This is a genomic window from Rhizobium sp. BR 314, from assembly GCF_047445805.1.
Lineage (GTDB): Bacteria > Pseudomonadota > Alphaproteobacteria > Rhizobiales > Rhizobiaceae > Rhizobium > Rhizobium lusitanum_B.
Genome location: NZ_JARWLA010000069.1, coordinates 1 through 16,307 on the forward strand (window position 1 = coordinate 1; position 16,307 = coordinate 16,307).

Here is a 16,307-nt window from a genome sequence, read left to right on the forward strand (position 1 = left end):
GGCCCACCCCAACCTCAATGGCATCTGGGCCGTGTGGGACGTTCCAACAGAAGGCGTCCTGTCAGCGGCGCGCGCAGCGGGCGCGTCCAAGAGCCTCGTCATCACCACTTGCGACCTTGGCGTCAACATCTCGATCGACATGGCTAAGAAGGGTTACGTCAAGGCAACCGGATCCCAGCGTCCGTACGGCGCCGGTTATGCCGAGGGCATCCTTGCCGGATACGCCCTACTCGGAAAGGACGCACCTCCCTACGTCGTGCTCCCGGCCCTTGCGGTGACCCGCGATAACCTGATCGAGGCGTGGCCGCAGTCGAACGGCGACCAGGCACCGAAGATTCTCACCGACGCAATGAACTAACGGTGCGCGGGAGCGGCTCCGGCCGCTCCCCGTCCCCAGCGGCGGACAACGACCATGAACACTCAAGCAGTCACCGAAACCCTCGCCGCCGTCAGGATGCGCGACGTGAGGAAATCGTTTGGCGGCGTGCACGCATTGCGCGGTGTCAGCCTGACGATCCAACCCGGGACAATCCATGCGCTGGTCGGCGAAAATGGCGCCGGCAAGTCTACGCTGTTGAAGATCCTGCAGGGCGTGGTCACACCCACGGAGGGATCCATCGAGGTTTTTGGCGAACACATGTCGTCAAGCTCTCCGGAGAATTCCCGCAGGCTCGGCATTGAGATGATCTTCCAGGACCTCAGCCTGATCCCCACCCTCACGGTCGCCCAGAACATTTTCCTCAACCGGGAGCCCCGCCGCCTGTCGATCTTGGTCGACGAGCGCAGGGAAATCGCACAGGCAGCCGAGATCATCGGCCAACTCAACCTCAGGGTTGATCCGAGGACGCCTGTTTTTGAACTCAGCCCCGGCCAGGCCCAGCTGACCGAGATCGCCAAGGCCATCCACCAGGACGCCAGGATCCTTATCCTTGACGAACCAACCTCGTCGCTGAGCGCACAGGAAGCCGACACTCTGTTCGGCATGTTGAAGAAGCTCACTGCGGCGGGAACAGCCGTGATCTACGTTTCCCATCGCATGACCGAGATCATGACGATCGCCGACGAGATTACAATTCTGCGTGACGGTCAGAACGTGACCTCCGGGAAGACATCCGAATTCACGCTCGACTCGATCGTGCAGCACATGGTCGGCAAGCGTGTCACCGGTTTCCAATACCAGGCGCGCGCCATTGATCGCAGCGGCAAACCCGCGCTGAGCGTACGTGGCCTTTCGGGCCCTTCGGGAAAACCCAGCGATGTCAGCTTCGACGTTCACAGGGGCGAGATTGTGGGAATAGCAGGCCTCATGGGCGCTGGCCGGAGCGAGCTTGCCCGCCTTCTTTTCGGCGTCGATAAGAAAACTGCGGGAACCGTAGAACTCGGCGACACTGCCGTTGAGTTCAAGTCACCTTCGKATGCGATCAAGGCTGGCATTGTGCTTGTTCCGGAGAGCCGCCACGAGGAAGGTCTGGTTGTCGAGCACAGCGTCGGCGACAATCTTGGACTGCCGCAGATCGGTCAGCTCGTCCGCGGTCCCTTCATCGACCGTCGACGCGAGGGAACACTGACCTCCGATCTCATCAAGCAACTGAGGATCAAGACGCCGTCCGCTGACAACAAGGTCAGGAACCTTTCCGGCGGCAACCAGCAGAAGATCGTTATTGCCAAATGGCTAGCGATTGATCCTTCGGTTGTCATTCTCGACGAACCAACAGCAGGCGTAGACATCGGTTCAAAGGCCGAGATCGTTGAACTCATTCGGAGCGTCGCCTCCTCCGGAAAGTCCGTCATCGTCATCTCGTCGGAACCAGCCGAGCTTCTGGCAACAAGCGACCGCATCCTGGTCATGAACAACGGACGTCTCGCGCGCGAAATCGAGCGCGACGAAATCGAAAGCTGGGCCACGATTGCCGGCGACGAAACTCAATCTCCGCTGATCCGCACCGAACTCGGTCTGCAGGTCGCGATTCAGAAGGCAACCCAAAATGTCCACTGAAGCCAAGACATTGAACACAGAGACGGATGCAACCCACATGCGGCCGTGGCACAGCAACTGGCGCGACTACGTCGTCTACATCGGCTTCGTCGTCATCTTCATCGTCTTCGCGATCCTGCTGCAGGATCGCGGATTCCTATCTTCAAACAACCTGCTCAACATCCTGCGGCAGACTGCGATCGTCGCCATCGTTTCCATGGCAATGTCGTTCGTACTCTCGGCGGGCGAGATCGACCTCTCGGTCGGAGCCATAGCCGGACTGTCGTCGGTGGTCGCTGGCCTGGTGCTGAGCAAGTACGGTCTATTCCCCGGCATTCTCGCGGGCTTGACCCTCGGGCTGCTGGTAGGCGCCGTAAACGGCGGCCTGACTGCCTATCTCAACATCCCGTCGTTCTTGGTGACACTCGGCATGATGGGGATCGCGCGAGGGGTCGGAATGTGGGTAAGCGGCACTTCGCCTGTTCCAATTATCAACGATACGTTCATTTTCGTCTTTGGTTCCGGTAACATCGGCCCTGTTCCTGTCCTCGTTGTCTGGGTCGCCGTTCTGGGCACGATCGCCCATATCGCGCTCCGAAAGACACCGTTCGGCCGCAAGGTCATGTCGGCAGGCGGAAACTCGGTCGCAGCTCGCTACAGCGGCGTCGATGTCCGGAAAATCAAGTTCCAGGTGCTGCTACTGACGGGGATGGCCGCTGCGATCGCTGGCATGCTCTATGCTGGACGCCTGCAGTCTGGACGCTTCCAGCTTGGCGAAGGCGATGAGCTGTCTGTCATTGCAGCCGTGGTTCTCGGCGGTACCAGCCTATTCGGCGGACGCGGCACCGTGATCGGTTCCATCGTCGGTGCCCTGCTCATCGGTGTCATCAACAACGGTCTTATTCTTGGCGGCCTCGACTACAGCCAGCAGCTCATCGCGCGCGGAATGCTCATCATCCTGGCTGTGGCGGTCGGCCGAAGCCGCTAACCTGGAAGGTTCTACGGAGGTATTACGATATGAGAGTTTTAGTCACAGGCGGCAGCGGCAAACTGGGTAGAGCCACGATCAAGCATCTGGTTGAGAGCGGCCACGACGTCATCAACGCGGATACGATCGCTCCGCCAGAAAACCTCTGCCCCTTCGTCAGGGTCGATTTCGAGGATATGCGCGCCACGATCGAGGCGATCAGTGGCTTTGATTGGGACCACAATCGCAACACTGAAGCCGTCGTCCATCTGGCCGCTGTGCCGATGCCGGGGCGCGTTGCTCCTGCGGATGTTTTCCGGGTCAACACCATTTCGACGTTCAATGTTTTCGAGTCATGCCGCTTGCTCGGCATCAAGAACATCGTGTGGGCGTCGAGCGAGACCCTGCTCGGCATTCCTTACGAGATCAAGCCTGACTATCTGCCGGCGGACGAGAATTATCAGTCGCGCCCGGAAACCTCCTATTCCCTCTCGAAGCATCTCGGCGAGGAGATGGCAAAGCAGTATTGCCGCTGGGACAGCGAGCTCAAGATCGTTTGCCTACGCTTCTCCAACGTTATGGACGAGAGCGAGTATGCGGACTTCCCGGCCTTCGAGCAGAACCCGGGCAGCAGACGCTTCAACCTTTGGACCTATATCGACGCCCGCGACGGGGCACAGGCGATCCGTCGCTCGCTCGAGTGGAGCGGCAAAGGTGCCGAGGTGTTCATCATCGCAAACGACGATGGGGTCATGACCACCTCCAACGAGGAACTCGTCAGGAGGTGGTATCCGGGGGTCCCGTTCAAGAAGCAGATCGGGAACAACGAAACCTTGCTGTCGATCGACAAAGCAAAGAGCGTTCTCGGATACCAGCCTGAACATAGCTGGCGAAAATATGTAGGCTCCTGAGAAATCAGCCAGCTTGAAGGGAAAGAAAATGCCGACCAGGAAACAGACAGCACCGGTCTCAGAGATCAAAGAGGACGCCTTCGCGAAAACAATGACCGCGACAGCGCACCTTCGGTTGCGCCAGCTCATCCTGGATAACAAGTGGGCGCCCGGTTACCAGGCGACCGAACAGGAAGTCGCGTCCCAGTTGGGGATGAGCCGGACGCCCGTAAGGGAGGCGCTCATGCGCCTCCAGCAGGACGGACTTGTCTCGGTGATCCCGAGGCACGGAATGCGGGTTCTGCCGATTTCTATTTCTGACATGAAGGAAATTTACGAAATCCTGACGTCGCTCGAGAGTACGGCTGCAGAGCTTGCCGCCAGCCGCCAGCTTTCCGAGGATCAACTCCGGGGTCTCGAAAAGGCGACGGCCGACATGGACCATGCGCTTTCACAAGATAATTTGGAGCGCTGGGCGCAGGCGGACGCAAGATTTCATGAGCAACTGCTCGACCTTGGCGGCAACCAGATGCTCAAGTCGGTCGTCCTCAATTTCATCGACCGCGCACATCGCGTCAGGATGGTGACGCTGAAGATGCGTCCCAAGCCGGTTAACTCAACCCGCGAACATGCAGAACTCGTGCAAGCAATCCGCGAAGGCGACCGCGAAAAAGCAAGAAACATTCACAAGGCGCACCGCGAGYGGGCAGGCAAGGAACTGCTCGACCTTCTCGAGCGCCTCGGCCTCAACCACCTCTAGGACAGGTTTCAAATGTCATCGTTGTACAACACTCTCAAGATCGCAGTCCTTCCCGGCGACGGGATCGGCAGGGAAGTCATGCCTGCCTGCCTGGAATTGATCGACGCCGCCGTCAGCCAGGCGGGCGCGCCACCGCTCGTGTTCGAGACGCATCAGGCCGGTGCCCAGCACTACGCGGAGACCGGCGAGGCCCTGCCCGCCGCCGCGCTCGAGGCCTGCCGGACATCCGACGCAATCCTCTTCGGCGCGATGGGCTGGCCCGACATCCGCTTCCCGGACGGGACGGAAATCATTCCGCAGCTCGACCTGCGCATGGAGTTCGGCCTGTTTGCAGGTGTCCGTCCGATCCGGTGGTTTCCCGGCCTTCCGAAAGTGCTGTCCGATCCTCGCGCCGAAGGAATCGACTTCGTGTTGGTCCGCGAGCAGACAGAAGGACTGTTTTATGCGCGTGGCCGTGGCGAAGTGCTAAACGACCAAGAGGCCTACGACACGATGCAGATCACGCGGGCCGGCACCGAGCGCGTTACCGAATTCGCTTTCCAGCTGGCCGCCCAGCGCAAACGTCGCGGCAAGGCCGGCACGGTGACCTGCGTCGACAAGGCGAATGTCTTCAGTTCGATGGCTTTCTTCCGGAAGGTTTTCGATGAGATCGCCGCCAAGCACCCCGAGTTGCAGAAGGACTATGCCTATGTCGACGCGCTGGCGCTCAACATGGTGAAGAAGCYTTGGACGCTTGACGTGCTGGTGACCGAGAACATGTTTGGCGACATCCTTTCCGACCTTGCGGCCGGTCTGATCGGCGGCATGGGTATGGCCCCTTCGGCGGACATCGGCGATACGCACGGCCTCTTCCAGCCGGCACACGGGACCGCTCCCGATATCGCGGGCAAGGGCGTCGCCAATCCGGGCGCAATGTTCCTGTCGGGAGCGATGATGCTCGACTGGCTGGCGGTGAAGCACGGGGATCAGCGGCTTGCTGACGCCGCCGGGCTGATCGAGGCCGCGGTCGAGCACACCTTGTCGACCAAGATCGCGGTTCCAATGGAGTATGGCGGAAGCGCCAATTGCGCGGAGATGACGCGCAGCGTGATCGGCGCTCTGGGTGCCGTCCGCAAGGAGGTCGCATGAGTTCGGCATCCACAGGCTTTGTCGTGGTCGTAGAGTTCGTCGTTCGAAACCAGTTCGCCGATAATTTCGATGCGGCGATAATCGAGAATGCGGCGACGTCGCTGCGCGACGAACCGAACTGCGAAGTGTTCGATGTCTGCCGCGATCCTGAGCGGCCCGAGCGAATCTACCTCTATGAAGTCTATGGCTCAAGAGCCGATTTCGACTTCCACCTGAAGACGCCGCACTTCACGAGCTTTGATGCGATGGTTCGAGATTGGGTGGCCGAAAAGCGAGTGGAAACGTTCGAGCGCATTTCGTCCCACAAGAAGGAGGGCGCGAGATGACCAGCAGCGTCAAGGCGATTGTCTTCGACACGTTCGGCACTGTCGTCGACTGGCGGGGTTCGATCATCCGCGATCTCACCGCCTGGGGCGCGGCGGAGGGCCTGCAGATCGACTGGACCGGTCTCGTCGACCGCTGGCGAGACCATTACAATCCCCAGAAAGCGCGGGTGCGCAGCGGCGAGTTGCCGTGGACGAACCTGGACGAACTTCACTTCGATGCCTTGAAGGCAGTGTTCGCAGAGATGGGGCTGGCCGAACTAGACCACGACCGGATGATGCACGTCAACAAGGTCTGGCATCGCCTGGACGGCTGGCCCGACACATCGCGCGGGCTACACCGGCTGAAGTCGAAGTTTATCATCGGCCCTCTGTCCAACGCCAATGTCGCGATTCTCGTCAATATGGCAAAGCATGCCGACTTGCCGTGGGACAACGTGTTCTCCTGCGAGCTTTTCCAGCACTACAAGCCCGATCCTGAGACCTACCTCGGGGTCTGCAAACTCCTTTATCTGGAGCCCGGGGCCGTCATGATGTGCGCTGCCCACAACTACGATCTTGCCGCCGCGCGCAGMCTTGGCCTTAAAACCGCATTCATCGCACGACCCACCGAATACGGCGAGGGCCAGACGACCGACCTCACAGCCGAGCAGCGCTGGGATTACGTCGCCGACGATCTCGAAGACCTCGCCCGACAACTCGGATGCTAGAAGAGAGAAAGACAATGCAGACATACAAGATGTTCATCGACGGCAAGTGGGAAGACGCTGCCAACGGAGATACGTTCGAGACGAAGAACCCTTTCAACGGGCAGACCTGGGCCGCTATTCCGAAGGGCGGCAGGGAAGATGCGGAACGAGCAGTCGAGGCTGCGCACCGCGCCTTCACGAGCGGTCCGTGGCCGAAGCTCACCGCGAGCGCCCGCGGACACCTTCTTCGGCGTCTTGGCGACCTGATCGCCGAGAATGCGGAGCATCTCGCGACGATCGAGGTTACGGACAACGGCAAGCTCATCAACGAGATGCTGTTTCAGCTCAAATACATCCCGCAGTGGTACTACTACTTCGGCGGGCTGGCGGACAAGATCGAAGGAGCGGTCATCCCGATCGATAAGGCGGACACCTTCAACTTCACTCGTAATGAGCCGCTCGGCGTCTGCGTCGGGATTACGCCGTGGAACTCCCCTCTCCTGCTGCTCGCCTACAAGCTGGCACCGGCACTCGCCGCAGGGAACACATTCGTGGCAAAGCCCTCGGAGTTCACGTCTGCTTCGACCCTTGAGTTCGCAAAGCTCGTCGAGCAGGCTGGCTTTCCCGCGGGCGTCTTCAACGTCGTCACAGGGTTCGGCGCAGATGTCGGCGAGACGCTGACGACCCACAAGTACGTCGCCAAGATCGCTTTCACGGGAAGTGAAGGCACCGGGCGCAAGATCGGCGAGCTTGCAGCGCGCAACTTCAAGAAGGTTACGCTTGAACTCGGCGGCAAGAGCYCGCACATCGTCTTCGACGATGCGGAGATCGACAATGCCGTCAACGGGGTGATCTCCGGCATCTTCGCTGCCACCGGACAGACATGTATTGCGGGCTCACGATTGCTCGTGCAGCGAAAGATCCACGACCAGTTTCTCGAGAAGATCGTCAACCTCGCAAAAACGGCGAGAATGGGCGATCCGCTCTTGACGTCGACGCAGGTTGGCCCCGTGACGACGCCGCCGCAACTCGAGAAGATCCTCGGCTATATCAACATCGCAAAAGGCGAAGGCGCCGAATGCGTTCTCGGTGGGGGGCGGCCGGACAATGCCGAGCTCTCCAGGGGCTGGTTCGTCGAACCTACGATTTTCTCCGGGGTCCGAAACGACATGCGCATCGCGCAGGAGGAGGTCTTCGGCCCGGTTCTGGCGGTCATCCCCTTCGACAGCGATGAGGAAGCCGTGCATATTGCCAATGACACCAATTACGGGCTGGCCGCGGGCTTCTGGACCCAGGACATGCGTCGTATCCTGAAGGTTTCGGCCGCTATCCAGGCTGGCACCATCTGGGTCAACACTTACCGCGTCATCAGCTATATGTCGCCGCTGGGAGGCTACAAGCACTCCGGCATCGGTCGCGAGAATGGCATCGCCTCGATCCAGAACTACATGCAGACGAAGAGCGTGATGATCTCGACCGCTGAAGACGTCGCCAACCCCTTCATCATGAGGTGATTCATGGTGGCCGCCGGAAAGTTGCTGGTCGGCTGCGTCGCCGACGATTTCACGGGAGCGACCGACGTCGCGAACATCTTCGCGCGCGCCGGCCTCAAAACGACGGTGCTGATCGGCGTTCCTGAAGACGACAGGGACATTGACGCCGACGTAATCGTTGTCGCCCTCAAGACTCGAACGACACCTCCGCAAATGGCGGTCGAGCAGTCCTTGGCCGCGCTGCGATGGCTGCGTGGCTGTGGCGCGCAGAAGTACTACTTCAAGTACTGCTCGACGTYCGATTCCACGGCGAAGGGCAACATCGGCCCGGTCGCCGACGCGATGCTTGCGGAGCTTGGCCAATCCATAACGATCGCCTGCCCCGCCTTCCCTGCCAACGGCCGGACGGTTTACAAGGGCAACCTGTTCGTCGGCGACGTGCCGCTGGACGAGTCCGGCATGCGCAATCATCCGTTGACGCCGATAACAGACGCGAACCTGCTGCGGGTGCTCGGGCCGCAGTCGCGGGCCGAAATCACCGGATGCTATTACGAGACGGTGAAGCAAGGGGCGTCCGCCATCGCCGAATGGGCCGCCCCCATTCACGGCGACGGCACGCGTATTGTCGTCATCGACGCCCTGGCTGACGAGGACCTTGTCGAGATTGCCCAGGCATTCAAGGATCTCGTGCTGTTCACCGGTGCGTCGGGCCTGGCATATGGGCTGGCTCGTGTTCTTCTTGCCGGCGGGAACAGCCGCGACGCTGCCGTTACGACTGACTTGGAAGAAGGCTACAGAGCCGTCGTCTCCGGTAGCTGCTCGGTCGCAACCAACGGACAGGTAGAGGCGATGCTCGCAGACCACGAGGGTTTCCGCGTCGACCTCTCAAAGCTGGCGGACGGCGGCGATGTCGTCGGCGAGGCCGTCGAGTGGGCCTCGTCCCGTCTGGGCCGCAAGCCTGTTCTCATCTATGCGACGGCTCTGCCCGACGAGGTGAAGGAAAACCAACGCAAGTTGGGCGCCGCGCAGTCCGGCGAGATGGTCGAGGCCGCCCTCTCCTCAATCGCGCGAAGGCTCGTCGAGAAGGGTGTGAGCGATCTCATCGTCGCCGGCGGCGAGACGTCGGGAGCGGTGGTGAAGTCGCTCGGCGTCGACCAGCTCTCGATTGGCAACGAAATCGCCCCCGGAGTGCCGTGGGTACACGCAAAGAGCCAGGGGCGATCTCTGTCGCTCGCGTTGAAGTCCGGCAACTTCGGCGAACGGGACTTCTTCATGAACGCTTGGGACCGGCTACGATGATAGGCTCCATATCTGAAGAGACGAAGGTCCGCGACGAGATAGTCGAGGTCGGTCGCTCGCTCTTCGACCGCGGGCTGACCGCAGGATCGACCGGCAACATCAGCGTCCGTCTGTCGGACGGTCGAATTTTGATGACGCCCACCAACGCTTCGCTGGGCGTGCTCGATCCAGCACGGCTGTCCTGCTTTTCGGCGGAAGGCGTGCATGTCGGAGGTGACAAGCCCACCAAGGAGGCGTTCCTCCACAAGTGCATGTATTGCGGTAAGGACAATCGCCGAGCCGTCGTCCACCTGCATTCAACCTATTCGGTTGCCGTCAGCTTGTTGAAGCAGGTCAACGAGCGCGACGTTCTGCCGCCCCTGACCGCCTACTATGTCATGCGTATCGGTTTCCTGCCGCTCGTGCCGTATTTTCCTCCCGGAGACGAAGCGCTGGCGGCGGCGGTGGGAGCCGCCGCCGCGAACCATCATGCGGTGTTGATGGCAAACCATGGACCTGTCGTCGCGGGCAAGTCCCTAAAGGACGCCCAGTACGCGACAGAGGAGTTGGAGGAAACGGCGAAGCTCTTCTTGCTCTTGCAGAACCACGAGGTCCGGCCGCTCACCGCCGAGGAAAGGGCCACCTTGATCAATCTCTCGAGGTGACAAGAGCGCGTTACGAACCAGGAGGAACCCAGCGGGTCTGGGTGCCGTAACCTGCACTCTCGTTCGTGCCATTGTGCGGCCCGTAAAGGGGAAATGCCATGAAACTTCTGGTCACTGGAAGCAGCGGACGAATCGGGCGCGCGGCGATTGAACGCCTTCTCGAAGAGGGGCACGAGGTCATCGGAATCGACGAGGTGCCGTCATCCGACATGAGGTGCCCGTTCGCCCGCGTCGATATGCGGGACTATGGCCAGGTCCTTGATGCGGTCGCCGATATCGAATCCGGGATTGATGGCATCGTCCATCTTGCTGCGATAGTAGGCGCGAAAGTCGCTGCGAGCACGCACATATTTCACACCAATACCGCCATCAGCTACAATGTTTTCCAATCTGCAAGGATCGCGGGCATAAAGAACATTGTTTCTGCGAGCAGTGAGACCTTGCTGGGCGTCCCGTTTGACGATCCACCTGCCTATTTTCCGGTCGATGACAAGCTGACCTCGAAGCCTGAGAGTAGCTACGCGCTTTCCAAACTTGTAGACGAATCCGTCGCAGCCGAATTCTGCCGCTCGGATCCCGCGCTCAAAATGATCGGCCCGCGGTTTTCTTGGGTAAAAGAGCCCCACCAATATGATGCAATGAAAGCTTGCGAAGATAATCCCGGCGTTCAGAAATGGAACCTGTGGTCCTATGTTGACAGACGGGACTGTGCCCAGGCCATTTCGCTTGCGCTCAACGCAAGCCTCAATGGTTTCCATCACTTCGTGATAGCAGCAGATGATACCGTGTTGGCGCGGCCCACACGTGCCCTTAGGGCTGCTTATTATCCCAATGTACCGCTACAAGGACAACGTGCTGAACATGGCAGTCTTGTCTCAAGCCTAGTGGCCCCGAGACGTTCTATGATATCGCCCGAAGTACAGCTGGCGTGACATACCAGCGGGGGTCTCCTAGCTTCTTAGGCTGCTGTGACCTTTCAAAAGAAGGTCGAACGCGGATCAGCAGATTTATCATATCCGGGCGGGCTTCCAAGTTGCTTGCATTCGCTTCATAAGGTTCGCCGGTGTTTGCACTTCTGAAAATGGGGAACACAGACGTGATTTCGAAGGGTGCGGAAGAAGCAGCGTCGGCAACGACGTCTCCTTGTGTACACATCTCTCGTCCAACTGCTTTCAAACAGCAGACGGCAGACTTCAACTCCGAGCTTCACGCTCGACCGTCGATCTATTTCACCGGTCCGGCAATTGTTGAGCACGTTGCTTTCATGCCCATAGACGGTGTGATCAAGGAGTTCCACGACAGTCTCGAAGCTGATGGCACGATTTCGGTTAGAGTCGAAAGGCACACTGAATTCGTGACGGTTACGCGCGTCCGGAAACTTGACAGCGAGCCAGGGGGCTGGCCGGAATCTGACCTCCTTGAAAGTGATTTTGCCGAGCTCGCAGGATTGAACTCACCGCTGCTCGTTTGTCACGTCAGCATCCTTGTCCTCGGGAACCCTCCTGACAAGCTGGGACCGGTGCTGGAAACCTTCGGCTTCGGTGATACCGCCGCCTCATTGATCGGTGGGGGCGCGGCGCAGGTTTGCTCCGATTTTCGTGTTCGAGGGGACAATTCAAGTAGAATTATCCTGTTCAACAAGGACCTGAACGCACACCGACTGGGGCGCATGGTACGCCGCATCTTCGAGATCGAAACCTACAGATCCATGGCGCTTCTCGGATTGCCGGAAGCGCGTCGTCTCGCCCCGCTTCTCGGCGGATATGACACGGAGTTGGTTCAACTGACCAATCGCAATCTTCGTACGCCCGCACATCAGCACAAGCAATTGCTCGAGGAGATTACCGCTCTCTCATCCCATGTCATTTCGGCCACCGCCGAGACCAGAAACAGATTCGGCGCAACCGCAGCCTACGCCAAGATCGTTGAGGAGAGGATCGCGCTTTTACGGGAAACGCACGTCGTCGGCTTTCAACGCTTCGGTACCTTCGTGGAGCGGCGGTTCAAGCCAGCGGTGCGTACCTGTGAAGCGACCGCCTTGAGGCTTGAGCAACTATCGAGGGCCGCGATGCACTTGCTCGACTTGTTGCAAACCCGAATTCAGGTCGAGATCGAATTCCAGAACGCGACACAGATCCAGGCCATGGCTGATCGCGCCGCGACGCAGGTCAAGATCCAGCGCGCGGTCGAAGGCTTTTCGATCATTGCAATAAGCTACTATTTGTTGAGCTTGCTGAAGTTCGTGTATGAAACGGCAGACCACGCTGGGTTCCATTTCGATCCAATGATCATGCTCCTCGCTGTTCCGGTCGTTGTGGGATCTGTTGTGATCACTATTCTGCGCGTCAAGCATGCGCTGAAAGCAGAGAGCTAGCGGCGCGCAACCTCGCCTCAACAAGCTCGATCAATCAAGCAGCTCTTGAGTATCTCCACGAGGCGGTTCAGCGGAGGCGGTCATCTCTTCTTCAGGTAATGGCTCGCTCGGGGACTGCGTTTTGAATCTAAGATTTGGCAGGCATTCTCGCCACCACGACGTCGGCGACAATCAATAATGCCAGAGACGACGCACTTTTAGCTTTGCCGAAAATTCCGATGGGAGCTTTGATCCGGTTGATCGGCCTACGCAATAGCCGTCGTCGGCCAGAGCCTTGATCCGCTCGCCAGCCGGCTGAGGGTTCTTTCGATCGTATCCTGCATTGGCCTTTGCGCCCTTCAATTTCGGTTAAGGTATTACGTATAAGGTTATACCTCATACGGAGTTCAAAAGGTTTGCTCGGGCGGAGGGGAAATAATGTGGAGGATTCGGAAATTTGGCGTGGCGATACGTTTGTCTATCGCATTCGGGTTGCTGTTGTGCGCAATGGGAGTTCTGTCTCTTTCGTCAATCAGCCAGGTCGACGAGATCAACGGGAAGCTCAGCCTCATAAATGGCAGTAATAGCCAAAAATTTCGGAATGGCATCGATATGCTGGGCTCGGTCCGCGATCGAGCGGTAGCATTGCGCGACATCGTTTTGACTGACTCGAATACGGATCAAGCCACGACAATCGTGATGATGAGAAAGCTACAGGCATCCTACGCTTCCAACTTCGCGGAGTTGCAAAAGGCCGTTAATTCCGACGTCGCCAGCACCCCCGCAGAGCGTCGCCTCGCTGAGGGTCTGACGGCTTTTCAGAATGACGCCGAGCCTTTGATTGCCGACGTCACCAAGTTGACGCTCGACGGAAAAAGAGACGAGGCAAAGCCGCTGCTCTTAAATGAACTGAGACCCAAGTTGACGGCATGGATTGGTGCTCTGAACAAGTTGATCGATTACGAGCAAGCTCTAAACCAAGGCGTTGGTGGCAAAGTTAAAGCAGCTTCTGATGAATTTAAATTTCTGACGCTAGCTGCGCTCGGCATAGCTGCCTTGTTCGGAGTAACCGCGGCATCGCTCACTATCCGCTCCATCATCGTGCCTCTGGCGAAACTACAGCAGTCAGTCCTGCAAATGATCGCCGGCGACATGGAAATTGACCAAATACTCGAGCGACGGAAGGATGAAATCGGTCAGCTCGCGCGGCAGATATCCGGCCTTAAGAATCATCTTTCAGAAAAAGCGGAGCGCGATGCGGTCGCCGAGCATCATCGACAGGATGCCGAGCGGCGGCGTTTGGAGAACGAAGGAGAGGAGCGCCAGCGGGCTGCCGAACAGACCAGTTCCGCCGTCGAACAAGTTGCCGATGCACTGAGGCAGTTATCGAAAGGCAACCTTCACATTCAGCTTGATCGGCCTTTCACGGGAGCTCTTGAGCCGCTCAGATTGGACTTCAATTCAGCGATTAGCCAGCTTCGCGATGCAATGTCCGAAGTAAACGACAATGCGCAGGCGATTGCTGCGGGGGCTGAAGAAATCCGTACTTCCTCGAACGAACTCGCGGTGAGAACGGAGCAGCAAGCTATAGTCGTCGAGCAAACGGCTTCTGTCCTCGCAGACATGACAAGGCAGGTGGTGGACGCAAGCCATAAAGCTCACGCAGCAGGGATCCTCGTCGGCGAGACCAAGGAACATGCCGAGAGGTCAGGCACCATAATGCGCGAGACTATTGAGGCCATGACAAACATTCGGTCTTCTTCGGTCGAAATAGGCAATATTATCGGTGTCATCGATGAAATCGCATCTCAGACAAACCTTTTGGCTTTGAACGCAGGCATTGAGGCGGCTCGGGCCGGGGAGACTGGCCGAGGGTTCGCGGTAGTAGCGCAGGAGGTCAGAGACCTGGCGCAAAGGTCTGCGGCGGCGGCGAAAGAAATCAAGTCTCTGATCAAAATATCCAACCTGCATATCAATGATGGGGTCCAGCGTGTGCAACAGGCCGGCAACGCTTTGGGCCAAATCGTTGTTCAGGTGCAGAGCGTCAATCAGAACGTCGACGCCATTGCTCAGGTTTCTCGCGTCCAAGCCGACGGGCTCAAGGAAATCAATTTCTCAGTCGGTAAGATCGAATCAGCGACACAGCAGAACACAGCTATGGTGGAAGAGTCGACTGCTGCCGTGAACAATCTCGCGAAGGAGACCGCATCGCTTTTCGAGATGCTATCCAGGTTCCAAATTGCCGATGGGCCGGCAAAGACGAACCGCGCAGAGGAGCCAACGCTTTATCTAGTCGTGGCATAGCAGAGCCGATGCAAAGCAGGACTTTCATTTTATGCCCGGTGTGATCTCCCTCCCCCAGAGGGACTAGCATCTGCCGAGGACCGAAACCCGACGACGCAGCAATCTACGGAGGGGAGATTGGCGGCGCTGGAAACTCAGAGGGCCGCTGACCTGCGGTAAGCGGCCGGAATTTTTGAGACGCCTTTTTATTAACCGGAAGGTCAATAAGGCGGCCCGGCGTTTTAAGCCGGCAAGGCACGTTCTCCACTTAAGACGCGCCAGGTTCGCCGCTCTCGAAGGACTAGGGACGGAATAGGGACATCGAGCCGGCACAAGCGTTCGGTTGCCGTTTTCGGGAGTCGAGTTGCGACGGCGCGATGATAGGATGCGGCTTGCCCTGGTCGCCAAACAGGACTCGTCGGCTCCAAGATCTCCTAACATTTGTGCACACAAGGCAGTGGAACCTCGATGTGGTCGAGGGCAATTCTCTGCGATCAATCCAGTGACCGATCGATGCCTCGACGGAGGCCGTACTCGTTGCCCTTCAAGACTCCACCAAACGGCAGAAAAAGTGCTTGCCATATTGGGTATGACATCATACCTTATACCTACGCGCAGAGGAGCACAGTGCGCGGAATTCGTGGGAACGCACTTTAGAGACCACTCCGGAAACCGATCGGGCTTTTCCGAGAGGAGCAGTGCGCCCGCGCGAGCGTGGGAGGACAGGTTTTGAGAAATACCCGACTGCGTTGCATCCGCACGCAAACGATCAGGCCTTACCTAATGGGGAGGCCACTATGACGGTTCACGGAGCCATCGAAGATGTCGCAAGGACCTCAAGCCTGGCAGCAATGGCACGCAAGATCGAACATGCCTTGGTAAGGTGCCTGGAGATACCGGTAGCACTTCTGGTGCTTTGCGAAATTCTTCTACTGTTTTCAGCCGTTGTCGCCCGGTACGTATTCCACGTCCCGCTGGTTTGGTCGGACGAACTGGCGTCAATCTTGTTCCTCTGGCTTGCTATGCTTGGTTCCGCCGTCGCTTTTCAGCGGCAGGAACACATGCGCATGACGGCGGTGGTCACCGCATTGAAGGGCGATACACGCCGCTTCGTCGAACTGGTTTCGGTCGCCGCAGCACTTGCCTTTCTCGTACTAATCCTGCCCGCATCTCTGGAATATGCCACCGAAGAGTCCTACGTCTGGACGCCCGCGATGAATATTCAGAACTCATGGCGCGCCTCGGCGTTGCCGACGAGCTTCGCTTTGATGCTTGTTTTCGCGGTGTTGCGGCTTCTGCAGAGCTCGAATCTCCGTCTCGCGCTCGGTGCGATTGCTGCCGTGGCAGCGGTCTTCTGCTTGTTTTGGGCGCTGAAGCCGGTCTTCGCCGGTCTCGGAAACCTCAATCTTCTCGTCTTCTTCGTCGGCGGCGTTGCGGCGTGTGTTTTCGGCGGCGTGCCGATCGCCTTTTCATTCGCGATCGCTACATTCGGCTACCTTATAT

The 16,307-nt window shown here is 58.6% G+C and carries 15 protein-coding genes; all 15 read left to right on the forward strand.

The features are described 5' to 3' along the window. A partial coding sequence (locus QD461_RS35270) for a substrate-binding domain-containing protein (protein ID WP_414091507.1) occupies positions 1-358 on the forward strand: 358 nt, incomplete at its 5' end. Between the two features lie 54 nt (positions 359-412). Beyond that, on the forward strand, positions 413-1,996 hold the full coding sequence (locus tag QD461_RS35275) for a sugar ABC transporter ATP-binding protein (RefSeq protein WP_414091508.1): 1,584 nt from the start codon (positions 413-415) through the stop codon (positions 1,994-1,996). Further along, complete coding sequence (locus QD461_RS35280; RefSeq protein WP_004129795.1) at positions 1,986-2,963, forward strand: ABC transporter permease; 978 nt, start codon at positions 1,986-1,988, stop codon at positions 2,961-2,963. Before QD461_RS35275 ends, QD461_RS35280 begins: the two co-directional genes overlap by 11 nt. Before the next feature lie 29 nt (positions 2,964-2,992). Next, positions 2,993-3,853 carry an NAD-dependent epimerase/dehydratase family protein gene (locus QD461_RS35285; protein ID WP_004129798.1) on the forward strand — a complete coding sequence of 287 codons (861 nt, stop codon included), beginning with the start codon at positions 2,993-2,995 and terminating at the stop codon, positions 3,851-3,853. Positions 3,854-3,866: 13 nt separating this feature from the next. Beyond that, positions 3,867-4,592, forward strand: a complete 726-nt coding sequence (locus QD461_RS35290; RefSeq protein WP_414091509.1) for a GntR family transcriptional regulator — start codon at positions 3,867-3,869, stop codon at positions 4,590-4,592. Between the two features lie 12 nt (positions 4,593-4,604). Then, positions 4,605-5,720, forward strand: coding sequence for an isocitrate/isopropylmalate dehydrogenase family protein (locus tag QD461_RS35295; RefSeq protein ID WP_414091510.1), 1,116 nt, complete (start codon positions 4,605-4,607; stop codon positions 5,718-5,720). Beyond that, positions 5,717-6,046, forward strand: a complete 330-nt coding sequence (locus QD461_RS35300; protein ID WP_028753516.1) for a putative quinol monooxygenase — start codon at positions 5,717-5,719, stop codon at positions 6,044-6,046. The genes QD461_RS35295 and QD461_RS35300 overlap by 4 nt, the downstream gene beginning before the upstream one ends. Further along, positions 6,043-6,753: a haloacid dehalogenase type II gene (locus tag QD461_RS35305; protein ID WP_414091511.1), complete on the forward strand. Its 711-nt coding sequence runs from the start codon at positions 6,043-6,045 to the stop codon at positions 6,751-6,753. The genes QD461_RS35300 and QD461_RS35305 overlap by 4 nt, the downstream gene beginning before the upstream one ends. Before the next feature lie 14 nt (positions 6,754-6,767). Further along, on the forward strand, positions 6,768-8,246 hold the full coding sequence (locus QD461_RS35310; protein ID WP_414091512.1) for an aldehyde dehydrogenase: 1,479 nt from the start codon (positions 6,768-6,770) through the stop codon (positions 8,244-8,246). 3 nt (positions 8,247-8,249) lie between these two features. Further along, positions 8,250-9,524, forward strand: a complete 1,275-nt coding sequence (gene otnK, locus QD461_RS35315) for a 3-oxo-tetronate kinase (protein WP_414091513.1) — start codon at positions 8,250-8,252, stop codon at positions 9,522-9,524. Next, positions 9,521-10,168 (forward strand): 3-oxo-tetronate 4-phosphate decarboxylase, encoded by a 648-nt coding sequence (otnC, locus tag QD461_RS35320; RefSeq protein ID WP_004129830.1) that lies wholly within the window; start codon positions 9,521-9,523, stop codon positions 10,166-10,168. Before otnK ends, otnC begins: the two co-directional genes overlap by 4 nt. A gap of 98 nt (positions 10,169-10,266) precedes the next feature. After that, positions 10,267-11,100: an NAD-dependent epimerase/dehydratase family protein gene (locus tag QD461_RS35325; protein ID WP_081670363.1), complete on the forward strand. Its 834-nt coding sequence runs from the start codon at positions 10,267-10,269 to the stop codon at positions 11,098-11,100. A gap of 164 nt (positions 11,101-11,264) precedes the next feature. Beyond that, complete coding sequence (locus QD461_RS35330) at positions 11,265-12,542, forward strand: DUF3422 domain-containing protein (RefSeq protein WP_028753519.1); 1,278 nt, start codon at positions 11,265-11,267, stop codon at positions 12,540-12,542. Positions 12,543-12,983: 441 nt separating this feature from the next. Continuing rightward, positions 12,984-14,825 carry a methyl-accepting chemotaxis protein gene (locus QD461_RS35335; RefSeq protein WP_245276592.1) on the forward strand — a complete coding sequence of 614 codons (1,842 nt, stop codon included), beginning with the start codon at positions 12,984-12,986 and terminating at the stop codon, positions 14,823-14,825. Between the two features lie 776 nt (positions 14,826-15,601). Continuing rightward, the coding region (locus tag QD461_RS35340; RefSeq protein WP_414091514.1) for a TRAP transporter small permease at positions 15,602-16,307 on the forward strand (706 nt) is incomplete at its 3' end.